The organism is Novosphingobium kunmingense (genome assembly GCF_002813245.1).
In the GTDB taxonomy this organism is placed as follows: domain Bacteria; phylum Pseudomonadota; class Alphaproteobacteria; order Sphingomonadales; family Sphingomonadaceae; genus Novosphingobium; species Novosphingobium kunmingense.
Genome location: NZ_PHUF01000002.1, coordinates 670,117 through 687,969 on the forward strand (window position 1 = coordinate 670,117; position 17,853 = coordinate 687,969).

Below are 17,853 nucleotides of genomic sequence, written 5' to 3' on the forward strand. Positions count from 1 at the left end.
CGCGTTCGGCTTGGCAATTGCGTTCTCATTACGTTCCGCTTAGGGAAAGGCATGGCCAAGCCCAAACGCCGTTATGTCTGCGCCGCCTGCGGCTCCGTCTCGACCCGCTGGCAGGGCCAATGCGCCGACTGCGGCGAATGGAACACACTGGCCGAAGAAGCCCCGCAAACGGTCTTTTCGCTAAAGCACGACCTTTCGTTCGGGGGGCGGCCGATCCTGTTCGAACCGCTCGATGCGGCAACCCCGCTGCCGCAGCGGCGCAGTACCGGCCTGGCAGAATTCGACCGGGCTCTCGGCGGGGGACTGGTGCCCGGTTCAGCAATCCTGATGGGCGGCGATCCGGGGATCGGCAAATCCACCCTGCTGCTTCAGGCCGCCGCACGGATCGCAAGGACGGGGTGCTCTGCCGTCTACATCAGCGGCGAGGAGGCGGCCGGACAGGTGCGACTCCGGGCCGAGCGACTGGGTCTTGCCGCAGCGCCGATCAGCCTGGCGGCGGCAACCTCGGTGCGCGACATCCTGACGACGCTGGGCGGCATGACGGCGCCCGACTTCCTGGTGATCGATTCGATCCAGACGATGCATTCCGACCAGATCGAAGGCGCGCCTGGCACCGTCAGCCAGGTACGCGGCTGCGCCTTCGAACTGATCCGGTACGCCAAGGAAAACGGGGTCGCCCTGGTCCTGGTCGGTCATGTGACCAAGGACGGTTCGATAGCGGGTCCGCGCGTGCTCGAGCACATGGTCGACGTGGTGATGAGCTTCGAGGGGGAGCGCAGCCACCAGTACCGCATCCTGCGCAGCCTCAAGAACCGGTTCGGTCCGGTGGACGAGATCGGCGTCTTCGCCATGGCCGGGGCGGGATTGGAAGAAGTCGGTAATCCGTCGATGCTGTTCCTGTCGGGTCGCGATCAGCCGGTGGCCGGCAGCGCAGTGTTCCCGGCGATCGAGGGGACGCGCCCGGTCCTCGTCGAGGTGCAGGCCCTGATCGTGCGGCTGGCCAGCGGAGCGACCCCGCGTCGCGCAGTGGTCGGTTGGGACAGCGGGCGCCTCGCGATGTTGCTGGCCGTGCTCGAAGCGCGCTGCGGGCTCAATTTCTCCTCGGCCGAAGTCTATCTCAACGTCGCCGGGGGTTACCGTTTGGGAGATCCTGCCGCCGACCTGGCGGTCGCCGCCGCACTTGTATCCGCTCTGGCCGACAAGCCGTTGGCCGCCGACAGCGTGTGGTTCGGCGAAGTGTCGCTGGCGGGCGAGATCCGTAACGTCGCCCATGCCGGCGTTCGCCTGCGCGAATCGGCAAAGCTCGGATTTCGCAGCGCCTACGGCCCGCCCGACCCGCCCGCGAAATGCGACGGAGCGCGCTTCCATCCATTAACCCTGCTGCCAAATCTCGTTGACCGCATCATGGGCGACGCATAGTTTCCGCGCCATATGACGGGTTTCGACATCGCTGTTCTTCTGCTGGTGGGTCTTGGCGCCATTACCGGTTTCATGCGCGGCTTCGTGCAGGAAGTGCTGACTCTTGCGGCCTGGGTGCTCTCGGTCTTCGCCATCCACGAGATGCACACCCCGCTGACCGAATGGCTGGTGCCCCGGGTCGGTACCGATAGCGGGGCCGCCGTGCTGGCCTTCGCCCTGCTGCTGCTGATCCCCTATGCCATCGTCAAGCTGCTCGCCGCCCGGCTCGGCGCGGCAAGCCGGGAATCCTCGCTCGGCCCGATCGACCGGGTCCTGGGATTCGGCTTCGGCACGATGAAGGGCGTCCTGATCGCGGTCATGGCCTTTTCGGTGCTGGTCCTCGGCTACGACACGGTCTGGGGCGCGAACGGACGTCCGGACTGGATCAGCCAGTCGCGATCCTATCCGTTCATCGACGCCGCCAGCCGCGAGATGGTCGAGATCCTCGCCCAGCGCCGGCAAGAGGCGCTCGACGCCGATGCGAAGAACCAGGCCGCTAAGAAGGCCGCCAAGAAACGCCAGCAGGACTAGGCGATGGCTGCCGCAGCGGCGCTCTATTCGCCGCAGGTTCTTGCGCTGGCGACCGGCCTGGCCGCCTTTCCGCCCGACACTGCCTTGCCGCTTAAAGGCCAGGCGCGCTCCCCGGCCTGCGGCTCCACCCTGACTATGCACCTGTCCATTGACGCGGCGGGCCGTATCGACCGGATCGGCCTGCGCGCCCATGCCTGCGCGATCGGTCAGGCCTCGGCCGCGATCTTCGCCAGCGCCGCCCCCGGCCAGACCGCCAAGGACATCGCAACCGCGCTGAGCGGAATCGAGCGGTGGCTGAAGGGAGAGGGTGAGCTTCCCGACTGGCCCGGCCTCGAAGCCGTGGCCGCGGCGAGGGCCTATCCTGCCCGGCACGGCGCCATGCTTTTGCCGTGGAAGGCTGCGGTCGCGGCGCTTTCCTCCACACAAAGCTGACGCTAGAGCGCTTGGCGCAATTGCTTGAGGGGAGATCGTGCATGACCGAAGCGGCCGGCCACATCGAGGTCCAGCCCAGCGCATCGGACATGCGCCTCGTGATCGGCGCGTCGTCCGCCGGGACCGTGTTCGAGTGGTACGATTTCTTCATCTACGGCACCCTCGGCGCGATCTTGTCGAAGACCTTCTTTCCGACAGGAAACGCCACGCTGGAAATGCTGCTGTTCTGGCTGGTTTTCGCCGTGGGCTTCGGGTTTCGTCCACTGGGCGCCGTGCTGTTCGGCTATCTGGGCGACAAGTTGGGCCGCAAGTATACATTCCTTGTCACGGTGACATTGATGGGGATCGCGACGGCCGGCGTCGGCCTGATCCCGTCGGCGGCAAGCATTGGCTACTGGGCCCCGGCCATCGTCATCTTCCTGCGCATCCTCCAGGGCCTGGCGCTCGGCGGTGAATACGGCGGCGCGGCGATCTATGTCGCGGAACACGCGGCATTCAACAGGCGCGGCTACCAGACCAGCTATATCCAGGCGAGCGTGGTCGGCGGCTTCGTGCTCAGCCTGATCGTGGTCCTTGGTTGCAAGGCCGCGATGAGTGCGGACACCTGGAACGCCTGGGGCTGGCGCGTGCCATTCCTTCTCAGCCTGGTCTTGCTCGCGATTTCGCTGTGGATGCGATTTAAGCTGTCGGAAAGTCCGGTGTTCAAGGCGATGAAGGAGCAAGGCGAACTGGCCGGCAATCCCTTCGTCGAAAGTTTCACCTATCCGGGGAACAAGAAGCGCATCTTCGTGGCGCTGTTCGGCGTTGCCGCCGGCCTCACCGTCATTTGGTACACGGCCATGTTCAGCGGCCTGTCGTTCCTCAAGTCGGCCTTGCATATCGAGGATACGGCGGCGGAGATAATCGTCGGCATCGCCGCGGCAATCGGCATGGTGTTCTTCATCTGGGCCGGCATCCTGTCCGACCGCTATGGCCGCAAGAAGCCGATCGTCATCGGCTATGTCCTCACCCTTCTGCTGTTGTTCCCGACTTTCTGGTTCATCGGCTCGGTCGGCAAGGATCCGACGCAGACATCGGCCATTGCCTGGACGCTGCGCGGACCGGACTGCAGCTATGCGCCTTTCGCGCCCAAGCAGGAAACCGCCTGCGGCAAGCTGATGGCCGATTTCGCCGGGGCCGGGGTGCCCTACACGCTGGAGCGCAGCGACCGGCTCGAATTGGTGGCTGACGGCACGCGCGTGATCGCGGTCGACGACCTGGCGCTCGACGATGCCAAGGCGCGCAAGGCGGCGATCGAGGAGCGAGCCGGGCAGACCGTATTCAACTTTGCCAAGCACACTCCCTCGTTCGGTCAGGCGGCGGCGATCATCGGCGGTCTATTGTTACTGATGGCCTTGTCGGGAGCGACATACGGCCCCGTTGCGGCCTTGCTGACCGAGATGTTCCCGGCGCGGGTGCGCTATTCGTCGATGTCGATCCCTTATCATATCGGCACCGGCTACTTCGGCGGCTTCCTGCCGTTCATCGCCAGCTATATCGTCGCGCGCACCGGCGATCCCTATTCGGGCCTGTGGTACACCTGGGTGGTCGTGGTGATTGCGCTGGTCGTCGCCGTGTGGGGCTTGCCGGACGGAAAGCCACGCGATTTTGCCGATGATACCGCCTGAACCCGCACTGCGGCTGGACGTCGATGCCGCGGCGCTGACGCACAACTGGATCAAGCTCGACACACTGTCGGGCCGCGCCAGGGCTGGCGCGGCGGTCAAGGCCGATGCCTATGGCCTGGGAGTGGCCACGGTCGTTCCCGCATTGTGGCAGGCAGGATGCCGCGATTTCTTCGTCGCGCACTGGAGCGAGGCAACGGCCGTTGCCGAGCTGGTTCCGGCGGGCGCCGTGTCGGTCCTTCACGGCCCGCTGACAGGGGCAGACGCCGCGTTTGCCCGTGCTCTCGGCGTCAAGCCCGTGATCAATTCGCTCGCCCAGGCACAGCGGTGGATCGCCGCAGGAGGCGGCGCGTGCGACCTCATGGTCGACACCGGGATCAACCGCCTGGGCTTGCCCATGGTCGACCTGTCCGATCCGCTCATCAAGCAGCTTTCGATTGATCTCCTGCTGTCGCACCTCGCCTCGGCTGACGACGAATCGCCGCTCAATGGCATCCAGCTTGGCCGGTGGAATGAGGCCCGCGGCCTGATTGCGCACCGGAAGGCCAGCCTTGCCAATAGTGCCGGAATCGCGCTCGGCCCCGATTACCACGGCGATGTCACGCGTCCCGGGATCGCGCTCTATGGCGGCGTGCCCTGCGCTGCGCTTGCCGGCGAACTGCGCCAGGTCGCCCGCCCCCATGCCGCGCTTATCCAGGTTCGCGACCTTCAGGCCGGCGACAGCGTCGGCTACAACGCAACCTTCACGGCTCCGGTCACGATGCGCGTCGGGGTGATCAGCCTGGGCTATGCCGACGGCTACCTGCGCGCCTGGTCGGGTGGCGGTACGATGGTCCACCAGGGCCGGACGCTTCCCGTGCTGGGCCGGGTTTCGATGGACATGACGGTGATCGACCTTTCGGCAGCGCCCGATCTGGGCGAGGGTGACTGGATCGAGGTCGCCTACGATCTGCCGCACTCCGCGGCGTTGACCGGACTGTCCCAATACGAGTTACTGACCGGCCTCGGTCGCCGCTTCGCGCGATGATGCTGCGCAGCAAGGTTTTGTTGCAATGCAGTTGCTGCAAATGCTAACACTGCCTGGTGAAGCGGGAATCCGGCCCGCAGGGGATAGGGCATGACCGAGGCGACTGGCGAAACCGTCATCATCAAGAAATACGCCAACCGGCGTCTCTACAACACCAAGTCGTCAAGCTACATCACGCTCGACCATCTTTCGAAGATGACGCGCGAGGGCGTCGACTTCAAAGTTCTCGATGCCAAGACCGGTGCCGACATCACCCATTCGATCCTGACCCAGATCATCATGGAAGAGGAAAGCCACGGCGGCGAACAGATGCTCCCTGTCAATTTCCTGCGTCAGTTGATCAGCATGTACGGCAATTCGATGCAGAGCCTTGTGCCGCATTACCTTGAAGCATCGATGGACAATTTCCGCTCCAACCAGACCAAGCTACGCGAGGCGTTCGAGGCCAGCCTGGGCGCCAATCCGCTGGCCAAGCTGGCCCAGCAGAACCTTGCCATGTTCAAGGCGGCCGCCTCGGCCTTCGTTCCGGGCCTCCAGGAAGAAAGCAGGCCCACCCCCAGGGACGACGGCCGCGACGACGAAATCGCCGCGCTTCGCGCCCAGATGGCGGCCATGCAGGACAAGCTCGACAAACTGAGCAAGTGATCGCGGGTTTGAACACCTCGCGATAACCGTCTAACGGCGCAGGCATGAGTCAGAAGCCTGCCATTCGCCACGCCCTTTCAATCACCCGTGAAGCCGATTTTGCCGCCTGGTATCAGGACGTCATTTCCGAAGCCGAAATGGCCGAGGAAAGCGGCGTGCGCGGCTGCATGGTCATCAGGCCGTGGGGCTATGGCATCTGGGAACGCATCCAGAAGCTGATGGACGCGCGGATCAAGGCCGCCGGCGTCGACAACTGCTATTTCCCGCTGTTCATCCCGCTGAGTTACTTCGCCGAAGAAGCCGAACACGTCGAAGGCTTTGCCAAGGAAATGGCCGTCGTCACCCATCACCGCCTGATCCAGGACGGGAAGGGTGGTCTCGTCCCCGATCCCGACGCGAAGCTCGAAGAGCCGTTGATCGTCCGCCCGACGTCGGAGACGGTGATCGGCAAGGCCATGGCGCGGTGGATCCAGTCGTGGCGCGACCTGCCGCTCCTGACCAACCAGTGGGCCAACGTCGTGCGCTGGGAAATGCGCACCCGCATGTTTCTGCGCACCAGCGAATTCCTCTGGCAGGAAGGCCATACCGCCCATGCCGATCGCGATGACGCGATGGCCGAAACCCTGCGCGCTCTCGAGATGTATCGCCAGGTCGCCGAGGACGATCTCGCCATTCCGGTGATGGTCGGCGAAAAGCCCGAGAATGAACGCTTCCCCGGCGCTGTCGCGACCTATTCGATCGAGGCGATGATGCAGGACGGCAAGGCGCTTCAAGCCGGCACCTCGCACTATCTCGGTACCGGCTTCGCCGAAGCGGCCGGCATCCGCTACCAGGACAAGGAAGGCCAGCAGGCGCTGTGCCACACCACCAGTTGGGGCGTTTCAACCCGCATGATCGGCGGCCTCATCATGGTCCACGGCGACGATGACGGTCTGCGCGTGCCGCCGCGCGTCGCCCCGCAACAGATCGTCATCCTGCCGATGTTGCGCGACGACGACGGCGACGAGACGCTGCTGTCCTACTGCGAGGAGATCCGCAAGGCGCTCGCCGAGCAGAGCGCGCTTGGCGAACCGATCCGCGTCCTGCTCGACAAGCGCGCCGGAAAGGCTACGCAGAAGCGATGGTCCTGGGTGAAGAAGGGCGTTCCTGTTATCCTGGAGATCGGCGGACGCGATGCTGCCGGAGGACAGGTCTCGGTCGTGCGCCGCGACCGGCTTTGGAAGCCCGACGGCAAGGTAAACTTCATCGCCCAGAGCAAGGACGAGTTCTTGGGACAGGCTGTTGCAGAACTGGAGGACGTGCAGCGCTCTCTCCACGCCCAGGCCACCGAGCGCCGCGATGCACAGATCCACCGCGGCGTGACCGACCTTGCCGGGCTTGAAGCCTTTTTCGCCGAGGACAAGCGGTATCCGGGCTGGGTCGAGCTTAGCTGGTCACGCCCGACCGGCACCGCACTGGAGGGCGTCGTGCAAAAGCTGAAGGCGCTCAAGCTTACCATTCGCAACACGCCGATGGACGGAGGACCGGTCTCTGGCACCTGCCTCTTCACCGGCGAACTGGCAGTCGAACGGATCTATGTCGCCCGTGCGTACTAAGGCCTTCGCAGCGCTTGGCGCCCTTGCACTGGCCGCCCCGGCGCAGGCCCAGCCCGATCCGGTATCACCCGCGCGCCTGCGCGCCGACGTCGAAAAGCTGGTTTCGTTCGGCACGCGGCACACCCTGTCGAGCCAGGACGATCCGGCGCGCGGGATCGGCGCCGCGCGGCGGTGGGCCGAGGCGAACCTTCGCGAAACGAGCAAGGCGTGCGGCGATTGCCTGGCAATCGTGCTGCCCGAAACAATGATCACCGGCGACCGGATCAAGGTGCCGACCCGGCTGGTCAACGTCGTTGCGATCCAGCGCGGAACCGAGCGCCCGAACGAGGTCGTCATCGTCCAGGGCCACATCGACAGCCGCGCCAGCGACGTGATGGATGCAACCTCCGATGCACCCGGGGCCAACGACGACGGATCGGGGACCGCGCTTGTCCTCGAAGCGGCCCGCATTCTCTCGAAGCACAAATATCCGACCACGATCGTCTATGCCGTCCTGTCGGGCGAGGAGCAGGGCCTGTTCGGTGGGCAGCTCCTAGCGGATTACGCGAAGCAGCAGGGCTGGACGGTCAAGGCCGTGCTCAACAACGATATCGTCGGCAACACGCGCGGTTCGGATGGCCTGGTCGAGGACAAGGTCGTGAGGGTCTTTTCTGAAGGCCCGCGCGCCGATTCCGACGATGCGACCCGCAACGCCGCGCGCCGTTTCGGCGGAGAGAACGACAGTCCGAGCCGCAGCCTGTCGCGTTATGCCTCTAGCCTTGCGAAGCCCGAGCTGCGCGTCCGTCAAGTCTGGCGCACCGACCGCATGGGCCGTGGCGGCGATCACGTGCCGTTCCTCGGCATGGGCTATCCGGCGATCCGGTTCACGGTCGGGGTCGAGAACTATGATCACCAGCACCAGGATCTGCGCACCGAAAGCGGCACGATCTATGGTGACACGATCGATTTCATGGACTTCGCCTATCTCGCCAAGGTGACGCGCCTCAACGCTGCCATGCTTGACAAGCTGGCTCGCGCGCCGATGCCGCCCGCGCCTAAGGTCGAGGCAGCCGTGCAGACCTTCACGACCCTGAGCTGGGACACCGTCGCGGGCGCCAGCAGTTACCGGATCTGGCGCCGCCGCACCGATGCGCCGGCATGGGAGGTGAGGCCGCAGGTCGTGCGCGCCGGCCAACCGACCGAAGTCACCCTCAAGGGCGTGCGCGGCGACGACTGGCTGTTCGGGGTATCGAGCGTCGCCGCCGACGGGACCGAAAGCCCGGTGGCATCGGCCGTGCCCGGCGGCGCCTTCCGGCCGCTCAGGTAATGGTCCGTCCGCCCAAACCCCAACCCGGCCTGCCGAGCCGCCAGCAGGTCCTCGACTTCATCGCCTCGAGCGACGAGCCTGCCGGCAAGCGCGAGCTCGCGCGTGCCTTCGGCCTCAAGGGGCAGGAAAAGATCGCACTCAAGGCCTTGCTCAAGGACATGGCCGACGAGGGCCTGATCGACGGCAACCGCAGCGCCTTCCACCGGATGGGCGGGGTGCCCAAAGTTACCGTGCTGCGCGTGGTCGACACCGACGAGGGCGAGGCGGTGGCCGTGCCGGACAACTGGTCGCCTGATGACGCCACCCCGCCGCCGCGGCTGCGCGTGCGCGAGAAGGGCCGCTCCGCATTGCGCAAGGGCGACCGCGTGTTGGCGCGGACCGAAGAAACAGGCTCGGGCTGGATAGCCCATCCGATGAAGAAACTGCCCGCCATGGCCGATCAGGTCATGGGCGTGGTCGAGATCGACAAGAGCGGGAAGGGCTGGCTGGCCCCCGTCGACAAGCGCGAACGCAACGCCTCGCCGATCGCCGACCTCGGCGGCGCGGAAGCCGGACAACTTGTCCTCGCGGAGCCGGCGGGCAAATCGCCCCGCTCGGGCGTCAAGGTGACCGAGGTTCTGGGCGATCCGCTTGCACCCAAGGCGTTCAGCCTGATCGCGATTCACAAGCACGGCATTCCCTTTGCTTTCCACCCGGAAACGCTGGCCGAGGGCGAGCTTGCGGCAAAGCTTCCGGTCAGTGCCGATACGCGCGAAGACCTGCGCCATCTGCCGATCGTCGCGATCGACCCGAGCGATGCACGCGACCACGACGATGCGATCTGGGCGGAGCCCGACGGCGAGGGCGGCTTCCGCGCCGTCGTCGCGATTGCCGATGTCAGCTATTATGTCCGCCCGGGCGGCGCGCTCGACCGCGAGGCGCGCAAGCGCGGCAATTCGGTCTACTTCCCCGACCGGGTGGTGCCGATGCTGCCCGAAGTGCTCAGCGCCGACGTCTGCTCCTTGCGTGCCGGCGAGCCGCGTGCGGCCATGGCTTGCCACATGGACATCGCGGCCAGCGGCAAGGTCACGGGCTGGCGGTTCAGCCGTGCGATCGTTCAGATCGGCGAGGTCATCGCCTATGAGGAGGCGCAGCGCCGCATCGACGCAGGCGAAGCCTCCAGCCACCTGACTAACCTGTGGGACGCCTGGCGCGCGCTGGAAAAGGCACGGACCGACCGCGACCCCCTGAACCTCGAACTTCCCGAACGCCGGGTGGTGCTGAACGAGGCCGGCAAGATCGAACAGATTGCGCTGCGAGAACGGCTCGACGCGCACCGCGTGGTCGAGGACTTCATGATCGCCGCCAATGTCGCCGCAGCGAAGGCGCTGGAAAGCAAGGTCGCGCCGGTCGTCTACCGCATCCACGAGCCGCCGAGCCGCGAGAAGCTGGTTGCGCTGAAGGACTATCTCTCGACATTCGAGCGCAAGCTCGCACTCGGTCAGGTGATCACCCCAAGCCTGTTCAACCGCTTGCTCAAGGACGTCAGCGACGAAAGCGAAAAGGCGCTAATCATGGAGGCGGTGCTGCGCAGCCAGACCCAGGCCTATTACGGCCCGCGCAATGCCGGACACTTCGGCCTGTCCCTGGCGAGCTATGCTCACTTCACCTCGCCGATCCGACGCTATGCCGACCTTCTTGTCCACCGCGCGCTGGTCGATAGTTTCGGGCTGGAGCAGCCGAGGCCCAAGGCCGATCTGCCGCCTGCTTCGGGCCTGTCCGAACGCGACCGCGGCGATCTTACCCGCGTCAGCGAAGCCATCAGCGTTGCCGAACGCCGCGCGATGGAAGCCGAACGCGAAACCATAGACCGCTACGTCGCAGCCTGGCTGGCGTCGCGCGTGGGCGAGGTGTTCGAAACGCGAATTACCGGCGTCCAGCGCTTCGGCCTGTTCGCGACGATCGTCGGGCTGGGCGGCGACGGGCTGGTGCCGGTCTCGGTGCTGGGGGACGAACGCTACTTCCACGACGAGAAGGCCCAGGTCCTCGAGGGCGAGCGCAGCGGCACGCGATATGCCATGGGCCAGCGCCTGCGCCTCAAGCTGGCCGAAGCCAATCCATTGACCGGGGCGCTGAAGTTCGAACCGGAACACGGTGCTGGCTCGCGCGTCGAACCGCGCGGCCGGCCGCTACCGCTCAAGAAGAAAGGTGGACATCTCGCCGGCAAAAGGGGCCGCCCGGGGAACATCCGACATCAGGGCAAGCGCCGCTGATCAGCTCAGCCGTTCGAGGTCCTCGTCGGTTAAGCTGCCGGGTATCACATAGACCGGACAGGCGAGCTGGCCCGCCATCCCGGTAAAGTGGCTAACCAGCGGACCGGGCCCGCCATTGGCAGCCGCACCCAGCACCAGGGCCGAAACCTCGGGATGATCGGCCAGATATTCACGCACGACCTGTTCGCCATTGCCGGTCTTGACCGCGATCGCTGGCATTTGCCCGCCTTCGCTTAGCAGACTGCCGGCAGCGGTGGTGACCAGTGCTTCGGCGCGGGCCCGCGCCTCTTCCTCGATCGTTGCCTGGATCCCGCCGAAGGCAACAAAGGGCTGGCGCGGTACCAGCGCGAGCAGATGCACCTGTCCGCCGGTTCGTGCAGCACGGCGTGCAGCAAAGCGCAGCGCGGTGGCGGCCTCGTCGGTTTCGTCCATGATAACCAGATAGACGCGCATCGCTGGCAATTTCCCCTCTGGGCGGCGTATCTGCTACAAACGTATTCGACGCAAGGACCTTGCCGAACGGCACGGATTTGGCCAAGGACGCACTAGCGTCAACCCTCCCTGAACGGAGCCCGGATCCTCCCCATGCCGATCGACATCAAGATGCCAGCCCTGTCTCCCACGATGGAGGAAGGGACCCTTGCCAAATGGCTGGTCAAGGTGGGCGATACGGTTTCCTCGGGCGACATCATGGCCGAGATCGAAACCGACAAGGCGACGATGGAATTCGAAGCGGTCGACGAAGGAGTCATCACCTCTATAACGGTCCCGGAAGGGAGCGAAGGGGTGAAGGTCGGCACCATCATCGCCACGATCGCGGGCGAGGACGAGGACGCCAGCGCGGTGCCGGCACAGAAGACCGGGGCGACTGCAGCAAAGACCGAACCTGCCGCCGAGGCAAAGGCTGTTTCGGCGCCTGCACCGACCGCAGCCAAAGCTGCCGCACCGGCCACCGCCGGCGAACGCGTCGTCGCCTCGCCTCTCGCCAAGCGCATCGCCGAACAGAACGGTGTAGACCTCAAGACCGTCAAGGGTTCGGGCCCGAACGGACGCATCGTCAAGGCCGACGTCGAAGGGATCACGGCTGGCAGCGCTGCGCCGGTCGCTGCGGCTGCACCTGCGGCAAGCGCCCCGGCTGCGTCCGCGCCGGTTCCCGATTTCGGCGTCCCCTACGAAGCCGAAAAGCTCAACAACGTGCGCAAGACCATTGCGCGCCGCCTGACGGAAGCCAAGCAGACCATCCCGCACATCTACCTCACGGTCGACGTGCGGCTCGACGCGCTGCTCAAGCTGCGGGGCGAACTAAACAAGGCGCTCGAACCCGATGGCGTCAAGCTGTCGGTCAACGACCTGCTGATCAAGGCGCTGGGCAAGGCTCTGCTGCGTGTGCCCAAGTGCAACGTCAGCTTCGCCGGAGACGAACTGCGCAAGTACGGCCGCGCCGACGTTTCGGTGGCCGTTGCCGCACCGTCCGGCCTGATCACGCCGATCATCGTCGATGCCGCGGGCAAGGGCGTTGCCCAGATCAGCACCGAGATGAAGACCTTGGCGGGCAAGGCCAAGGACGGCAAGCTGCAGCCGCACGAATACCAGGGCGGCACGGCCAGCCTGTCGAACCTCGGCATGTTCGGGATCAAGCAGTTCGAGGCTGTCATCAACCCGCCGCAGGCGATGATCATGGCCGTCGGCGCGGGCGAACAGCGGCCTTTCGTAGTCGATGGCGCTCTGGCCATCGCCACGGTCATGTCGGCCACCGGCAGCTTCGATCACCGCGCCATCGACGGCGCCGATGGTGCGCAGCTGATGCAGGCGTTCAAGGATCTGGTCGAGGCGCCGCTCGGCCTGGTGGCCTGATCGCGCCGTGGCCGAAACTCTGGTCATCCGCGCGACCGCCATGCCGACCGACCTCAACCCCTATGGCGGGGTATTTGGCGGCTGGTTGATGAGCCAGCTGGCGCTCGGTGCCGGCTCGCTCGCTTCGCGCGAGGGCAAGGGCAAGGCCGTGGTGGTGCAGGCGACCGACTTCACTTTCCCCGGCGCGATGCAGGTGGGCGACGAGCTATCGGTCTATGCAGAGATCACGGCGCGCGGACGCACGTCGCTGACCATTCTCGCGCGCGGCGAGGGCCGGGAGCGCAATGGCGAGACCGTGAGCCAGGTCGCCAAGGGGCAATTCAAATTCGTGCTGCTGGACGCAAGCGATCGTCCGCGCGCACTCGATGATGGGAACTGACAATGGCTGATCAATACGACGTTATCGTGCTCGGTTCGGGCCCTGGCGGATATGTGGCGGCGATCCGCTGCGCGCAACTCGGCCTCAAGACCGCGATCGTCGAGCGCGAGAACCTGGGTGGCATCTGCCTCAACTGGGGCTGCATTCCGACCAAGGCGCTGCTTCGCTCGGCCGAGATCTTTCATTACATGAACCACGCCAAGGATTATGGCCTGGCTGCGGAAAAGATCAGCGCCGATCTCAACGCGGTCGTGGCGCGCAGCCGCGGGGTGGCCAAGCAACTTAACCAGGGCGTCACGCACCTGATGAAGAAGAACAAGATCGCGGTTCACATGGGCACCGGCGTTCTGAAGGGGGCGGGCAAGCTTGAAGTGACCGGCGACAAGGGCACGGAATCGCTAAACGCCAAACACATCATCGTTGCCACCGGCGCGCGGGCCCGCGATCTGCCTTTCGCCAAGGCCGATGGCGAGCGGGTGTGGACCTACCGCCACGCGATGACGCCCAAGGAAATGCCAGGCAAGCTGCTGGTCATCGGATCGGGCGCGATCGGGATCGAGTTCGCCAGCTTCTACAACGATATGGGTGCCGATGTGACCGTCGTCGAAATGATGGACCGGATCGTGCCGGTGGAGGATGCCGACGTCTCGGCGTTCCTTGAAAAGGCGCTCAGGAAGCAGGGCATGACGATCCTGACCGGTGCAGGAGTCGAAAGCCTCGATGTCGGCAAGACCGGCGTGAAGGCGAAGATCAAGGGCAAGGACGGCAAGATCGTCGAAGGCGACTTCAGCCACGTCATCGTCGCGGTCGGAATCGCCCCCAACACCGAGAACATCGGACTGGAAGCCTTGGGCATCAAGGCCGATCGCGGGATTATCGCCATCGACGACTACGGCCGCACCAACGTCAAGGGCGTATGGGCGATCGGCGACATAACGCCTGGCCCGTGGCTCGCCCACAAGGCCAGTCACGAAGGCGTTATCGCGGCCGAAAGTATTGCCAAGGAACTGGGCAACAAGGATGTCCATCCCCACGCGATGGACCGGCGCAACATTCCGGGCTGCACCTATTGCCACCCGCAGGTCGCCTCGGTCGGCCTGACCGAAGCCAAGGCAAAGGAAGAAGGCTACGCGGTCAAAGCCGGAACCTTCCCGTTCATCGGCAACGGCAAGGCCATCGCGCTGGGAGAGGCCGAAGGCTTCATCAAGACGGTGTTCGATGCCAAGACTGGCGAGCTGCTGGGCGCGCACATGATCGGTGCCGAAGTGACCGAGCTCATCCAGGGCTACGCCGTGGGCAAGACGCTGGAAACGACAGAGGCCGAGCTGATGGCCACCGTCTTCCCGCATCCGACGCTTTCGGAAATGATGCACGAGAGTGTTCTTGCCGCTTACGGGCGTGCGCTGCACATCTGATTGCGGCGGGATACCGCCTGTTTGAAAAATGACTGGATCACCCGCCTGACATGCGGTCTACTGCATTCCGCAACCGATAACGGAGCGGAGGAGAGGACATGACCACGGACAGCACGACCATATCGGCAGAGGCCGCGCCGCCGCCTGGCCCGGCGATCGGCTTTGGCATTTTGATCGTCGTCCTCATCGGGCTGATTGTCTGGACCGTGCTGATGACGCGTTTCGTGACGCCTCTGTCGTTGTTCGGCGGGTACCTGATGCTTTGGTACTGGGCGAATATCGAGCAACTGGCGATCCGCCGCCTGCCCGCAGCACTGGTCGGAGCTATGACCGGCATCGCATTGGCCTGGATCCTGGTCTATGCTCCGGCTCACTACGGGACCGCCGGACTGATCATCGGACTGCTTGCTCTGATTGTTGCGCTGTACCTCGATATTCTCAAGGCAGTGCCGTTCGCGATCAATGCCGCAACGATGCTTTATGTCACGGTGGCGGCGGCGCCGCTCATCCAACTCAAGGTCGACTGGATCGAACTGATCCTCGCAACGATTGGCGGCGGGCTCTTCTTCGCCGGCTTCGTCGAATCGATCAAATGGCTGGCAGGGAAAGTATTCGGAACTCCCGCAAGTTAACCAAATTACGCCATTATCTTGCTGAATAGCAGAGATAATAGTCGAAACAACTACGCCTCCTGTTTAACGACGCTCGAACCTGACACAATGTCTGCAACAGGGGAGTATCCGTTGCACAGGTTGGCGCATGCAATGACAGTCATCGATCGCGCCGCGGCGGTGCGGTTCTGGCATGACGCGCGCGGGCAGGCTTCGGCCGAATACGCCCTGATTCTCGGCATTGTCGGTGCCGCGATCGCAGCCGGTGCAATCCTGCTCGGCATGTCCATCGCCGGGTCGATGACTGCGCGTGGCAACGAGATCGGCAACGGTGTGCCTTCTGGTACTACGGCATCGAGCACGAGCAGCGGCGGCACCTCTACCGGCAATGCCTCATCCGGCAATGCCTCATCCGGCAATGCTTCGTCCGCAAATGCCTCATCTGGCAACGCTGCGTCCAGCAACGCATCGTCCGGAAATGCTTCTTCGGGGAATGCTTCGTCGGGCAACCCGAACAGAGCCTGACCCAACGAGCCGGTAGAAAAAAAGATGGCGGACAGGGTGGGATTCGAACCCACGGTGAGCTTGCACCCACGGCGGTTTTCAAGACCGCTGCCTTAAACCACTCGGCCACCTGTCCTCTGTTCGCGTCCGCTAGCGTCCGCTTTGCCGCTTGTCACGCCCTTAGCGGTTTCCAATCCGGGCGGCCTGTGCGAAACCCTTGGCAATGAAAGCGTTTCGCCTGTTTCGAATGGCCGTTCCTGCCCTAGCGGTGCTTGTCGTCTTTTCGGCACCGACCCTTCCGGCCAGTGCCCAGGTCGAAATCAGCCAGGATCAGGCCTTCCAGGGATATCTCCAACTCCTCGCGGCGCGCGCGCGACGCGAGGGGGTGAGCGAGGCGACGATCGGGCGCATGACCAGCGGCCTTACTTTCAACCCACGCGTCGTCGTGCTCGACCAGTCGCAGCCGGGTTCGAATTCGGCGCCTGGCACCTTCGAACCGTTCGCTCCATACTACCGCGACCATGTCGATGCGGCGCGGATCATTGGCGGAAAGAGAACCCTCGCCGCCAATTCCGATCGCCTTCCGCAGATCGAGGCGCAGTATGGCGTGCCGGGCAAGATCCTGGTCGCGATCTGGGGCCACGAAACCAACTACGGTAGCTACAAGGGCGATTTCGACCTTGCCCGGTCGCTCGCCACGCTGGCCTACGAAGGGCGCCGCCGCGAGCTTTTCGCCGGAGAGTTCATCGCACTTCTGAAGATGGTCGATCGCGGCGTTCCGCGCGAGCGGCTTTACGGCAGTTGGGCCGGCGCCTTCGGTAATCCGCAGTTCCTGCCGTCGGTCTACTTGCGCGTCGCGCAGGATGGCGACGGCGACGGCGACGCCGATATCTGGAACGACCGCGCCGACACGCTGGCCTCGATCGCCAACTACTTTCGCGATGCCGGTTGGCGCCGGGGCGAACCGTGGGGCGTGAAAGCTTTCGTTCCGGCCGGCCTTGATCGTTCGTCGCTCACCACCCGTCTCGACGCGCCGTCCTGTCCGCGCGTCCACCTGCGCCATTCGGCGTGGAAGCCGGTCAGCGAATGGCGGGCGCTGGGAGTCATTCCCCAAGGGGTCATCGCCGATAGGACGCTCGCCACCCTGCTCGAACCCGATGGTGCTGGAAGCGGGGGCTTCCTGTTAACCGGGAATTACCGGGTGATCCTGCAATACAACTGCTCGAACTACTACGCGCTGTCCGTGGGGTTGCTTGCAGATGAGATTGCCCGTTAACCAGATCTGGCCGTTAGGCGCCGCACTTGCCCTGTCCGCTTGCGGCGGCGGCGCTTCCGTCAGCAATCTGCCGCTTCAGGCCGCCACCGGTCCGGCCGCCGACTATCCAATGGTTCTGGGCGCGCCGTTCACCATCGACGGCACGACCTATACGCCCGCCGACACGCTGAATTACGATGCGGTCGGCTATGCAGCAGCCGGAACAGCAGGCGGTTCGGGTGTAACCGGTGCGCACCGCACACTGCCGCTACCCAGCTATGCCGAGGTCACCTCGCTCGCCACGGGCAGGACCATTCTCATTCGCCTCGAACGGCGCGGCCCGATGCACGGCGCCGCGCTGATCGAACTGTCGCCCGCCGCCGCCGATCTGCTCGACCTCACCGGTTCGGACCGGGTGGCGGTGCGCATGCGCCGGACCAATCCGCCCGAAACCGAACGCGCGCTGCTTCGCGAAGGCCGGGCGGCGCCTGCGCGGATGGATACGCCCAAATCGTTGCTCACCGTACTCCAGCGCCGGCTCGACCAGCAGGGAAGCGGGCCGACACGCAACGCGGTGGTTGCGGCTGGACAGGGTCAAGCACCGCTCGCGGTACCGCAGCCCAAGCCCGAGCCTGCCAGAACGGCAACGCCGGTGAAGGGACCTGTGGTCGTCTCGCCGGACGGTCCAGCGCAAGGCTGGTACGTGCAGATCGGCGCCTTCTCCAGCAAGGCCAACGCCGCTGCCGCCGCCGCCCGGACAGGGGCGAGCGTCGTCCCGGCCGGCAAATTGTGGCGAGTTCGCGCCGGACCCTACGCCGATGCGGACAAGGCGCGCCCCGCGCTGGCGAAGGTCAAAGCAGCGGGTTATACCGACGCGATCATTCAACGCGCCGGATAAGGCCTTGCCCTTACGGCGCTTTTTGCC

The 17,853-nt window shown here is 65.0% G+C and carries 17 protein-coding genes and 1 tRNA gene; 15 read left to right on the forward strand and 3 right to left on the reverse strand.

Going from position 1 to position 17,853, the window contains the following annotated elements:
• Positions 1 to 51 precede the first annotated feature (51 nt).
• From radA to B0I00_RS03315, 9 genes are all read left to right on the forward strand, one after another.
• A complete protein-coding gene (gene radA / locus B0I00_RS03275) occupies positions 52 to 1,419 on the forward strand; it encodes a DNA repair protein RadA (protein ID WP_100865894.1) in 1,368 nt (455 codons plus the stop codon).
• 12 nt (positions 1,420 to 1,431) lie between these two features.
• Positions 1,432 to 1,989: a CvpA family protein gene (locus B0I00_RS03280; protein WP_100865895.1), complete on the forward strand. Its 558-nt coding sequence runs from the start codon at positions 1,432 to 1,434 to the stop codon at positions 1,987 to 1,989.
• A 3-nt stretch (positions 1,990 to 1,992) separates the two neighbouring features.
• On the forward strand, positions 1,993 to 2,421 hold the full coding sequence (locus B0I00_RS03285) for an iron-sulfur cluster assembly scaffold protein (protein ID WP_100865896.1): 429 nt from the start codon (positions 1,993 to 1,995) through the stop codon (positions 2,419 to 2,421).
• Between the two features lie 41 nt (positions 2,422 to 2,462).
• Positions 2,463 to 4,088, forward strand: a complete 1,626-nt coding sequence (locus B0I00_RS03290; RefSeq protein ID WP_100865897.1) for an MFS transporter — start codon at positions 2,463 to 2,465, stop codon at positions 4,086 to 4,088.
• Positions 4,075 to 5,112 (forward strand): alanine racemase, encoded by a 1,038-nt coding sequence (gene alr / locus B0I00_RS03295; RefSeq protein WP_100865898.1) that lies wholly within the window; start codon positions 4,075 to 4,077, stop codon positions 5,110 to 5,112. The genes B0I00_RS03290 and alr overlap by 14 nt, the downstream gene beginning before the upstream one ends.
• Before the next feature lie 90 nt (positions 5,113 to 5,202).
• Positions 5,203 to 5,757 (forward strand): polyhydroxyalkanoate synthesis repressor PhaR, encoded by a 555-nt coding sequence (gene phaR, locus B0I00_RS03300; RefSeq protein WP_100865899.1) that lies wholly within the window; start codon positions 5,203 to 5,205, stop codon positions 5,755 to 5,757.
• A gap of 44 nt (positions 5,758 to 5,801) precedes the next feature.
• Entirely contained in the window at positions 5,802 to 7,352 is a 1,551-nt protein-coding gene (gene proS, locus B0I00_RS03305; RefSeq protein ID WP_100865900.1) for a proline--tRNA ligase, read from the forward strand.
• A complete protein-coding gene (locus B0I00_RS03310; RefSeq protein ID WP_232730095.1) occupies positions 7,342 to 8,658 on the forward strand; it encodes a M28 family peptidase in 1,317 nt (438 codons plus the stop codon). Before proS ends, B0I00_RS03310 begins: the two co-directional genes overlap by 11 nt.
• Entirely contained in the window at positions 8,658 to 10,910 is a 2,253-nt protein-coding gene (locus tag B0I00_RS03315) for a ribonuclease R family protein (protein ID WP_100865902.1), read from the forward strand. The genes B0I00_RS03310 and B0I00_RS03315 overlap by 1 nt, the downstream gene beginning before the upstream one ends.
• On the opposite strand, the gene B0I00_RS03320 is transcribed toward B0I00_RS03315, so the two are convergent.
• Positions 10,911 to 11,363 (reverse strand): universal stress protein, encoded by a 453-nt coding sequence (locus tag B0I00_RS03320; RefSeq protein WP_100865903.1) that lies wholly within the window; start codon positions 11,361 to 11,363, stop codon positions 10,911 to 10,913.
• 132 nt (positions 11,364 to 11,495) lie between these two features.
• Between B0I00_RS03320 and B0I00_RS03325 the strand changes: the two genes are divergently transcribed.
• The 4 genes from B0I00_RS03325 (at position 11,496) to B0I00_RS03340 (ending at position 15,190) form a co-directional block, all read left to right on the forward strand.
• Positions 11,496 to 12,764 carry a pyruvate dehydrogenase complex dihydrolipoamide acetyltransferase gene (locus B0I00_RS03325; protein WP_100865904.1) on the forward strand — a complete coding sequence of 423 codons (1,269 nt, stop codon included), beginning with the start codon at positions 11,496 to 11,498 and terminating at the stop codon, positions 12,762 to 12,764.
• A gap of 40 nt (positions 12,765 to 12,804) precedes the next feature.
• Positions 12,805 to 13,143 (forward strand): acyl-CoA thioesterase, encoded by a 339-nt coding sequence (locus tag B0I00_RS03330; RefSeq protein WP_100866472.1) that lies wholly within the window; start codon positions 12,805 to 12,807, stop codon positions 13,141 to 13,143.
• A 2-nt stretch (positions 13,144 to 13,145) separates the two neighbouring features.
• The gene (gene lpdA / locus B0I00_RS03335) at positions 13,146 to 14,558 is read left to right on the forward strand and encodes a dihydrolipoyl dehydrogenase (protein WP_100865905.1); all 1,413 of its coding nucleotides are present in this window, start codon (positions 13,146 to 13,148) and stop codon (positions 14,556 to 14,558) included.
• 98 nt (positions 14,559 to 14,656) lie between these two features.
• Positions 14,657 to 15,190, forward strand: coding sequence for a hypothetical protein (locus B0I00_RS03340; RefSeq protein ID WP_100865906.1), 534 nt, complete (start codon positions 14,657 to 14,659; stop codon positions 15,188 to 15,190).
• Between the two features lie 50 nt (positions 15,191 to 15,240).
• Here the strand turns inward: B0I00_RS03340 and B0I00_RS16975 are convergent, their stop codons facing one another.
• On the reverse strand, positions 15,241 to 15,747 hold the full coding sequence (locus tag B0I00_RS16975; protein ID WP_157812457.1) for a hypothetical protein: 507 nt from the start codon (positions 15,745 to 15,747) through the stop codon (positions 15,241 to 15,243).
• Positions 15,720 to 15,809 (reverse strand) — tRNA-Ser (locus B0I00_RS03350). The genes B0I00_RS16975 and B0I00_RS03350 overlap by 28 nt, the downstream gene beginning before the upstream one ends.
• Positions 15,810 to 15,920: 111 nt before the next feature.
• Between B0I00_RS03350 and B0I00_RS03355 the strand changes: the two genes are divergently transcribed.
• Together B0I00_RS03355 and B0I00_RS03360 are read left to right on the forward strand one after the other, a co-directional pair.
• Entirely contained in the window at positions 15,921 to 16,949 is a 1,029-nt protein-coding gene (locus B0I00_RS03355; RefSeq protein ID WP_198519127.1) for a lytic murein transglycosylase, read from the forward strand.
• A complete protein-coding gene (locus B0I00_RS03360) occupies positions 16,933 to 17,826 on the forward strand; it encodes an SPOR domain-containing protein (RefSeq protein WP_100865909.1) in 894 nt (297 codons plus the stop codon). Before B0I00_RS03355 ends, B0I00_RS03360 begins: the two co-directional genes overlap by 17 nt.
• Positions 17,827 to 17,853: the final 27 nt, after the last annotated feature.

Coding starts and splice junctions, on each gene's coding strand:
- radA (WP_100865894.1), top strand. CDS start 52: ATGGCCAAGCCCAAACGCCGTTATGTCTGCGCCGCCTGCGGCTCCGTC.
- B0I00_RS03280 (WP_100865895.1), top strand. CDS start 1,432: ATGACGGGTTTCGACATCGCTGTTCTTCTGCTGGTGGGTCTTGGCGCC.
- B0I00_RS03285 (WP_100865896.1), top strand. CDS start 1,993: ATGGCTGCCGCAGCGGCGCTCTATTCGCCGCAGGTTCTTGCGCTGGCG.
- B0I00_RS03290 (WP_100865897.1), top strand. CDS start 2,463: ATGACCGAAGCGGCCGGCCACATCGAGGTCCAGCCCAGCGCATCGGAC.
- alr (WP_100865898.1), top strand. CDS start 4,075: ATGATACCGCCTGAACCCGCACTGCGGCTGGACGTCGATGCCGCGGCG.
- phaR (WP_100865899.1), top strand. CDS start 5,203: ATGACCGAGGCGACTGGCGAAACCGTCATCATCAAGAAATACGCCAAC.
- proS (WP_100865900.1), top strand. CDS start 5,802: ATGAGTCAGAAGCCTGCCATTCGCCACGCCCTTTCAATCACCCGTGAA.
- B0I00_RS03315 (WP_100865902.1), top strand. CDS start 8,658: ATGGTCCGTCCGCCCAAACCCCAACCCGGCCTGCCGAGCCGCCAGCAG.
- B0I00_RS03320 (WP_100865903.1), bottom strand. CDS start 11,363: ATGCGCGTCTATCTGGTTATCATGGACGAAACCGACGAGGCCGCCACC.
- B0I00_RS03325 (WP_100865904.1), top strand. CDS start 11,496: ATGCCGATCGACATCAAGATGCCAGCCCTGTCTCCCACGATGGAGGAA.
- B0I00_RS03330 (WP_100866472.1), top strand. CDS start 12,805: ATGCCGACCGACCTCAACCCCTATGGCGGGGTATTTGGCGGCTGGTTG.
- lpdA (WP_100865905.1), top strand. CDS start 13,146: ATGGCTGATCAATACGACGTTATCGTGCTCGGTTCGGGCCCTGGCGGA.
- B0I00_RS03340 (WP_100865906.1), top strand. CDS start 14,657: ATGACCACGGACAGCACGACCATATCGGCAGAGGCCGCGCCGCCGCCT.
- B0I00_RS03355 (WP_198519127.1), top strand. CDS start 15,921: ATGGCCGTTCCTGCCCTAGCGGTGCTTGTCGTCTTTTCGGCACCGACC.
- B0I00_RS03360 (WP_100865909.1), top strand. CDS start 16,933: ATGAGATTGCCCGTTAACCAGATCTGGCCGTTAGGCGCCGCACTTGCC.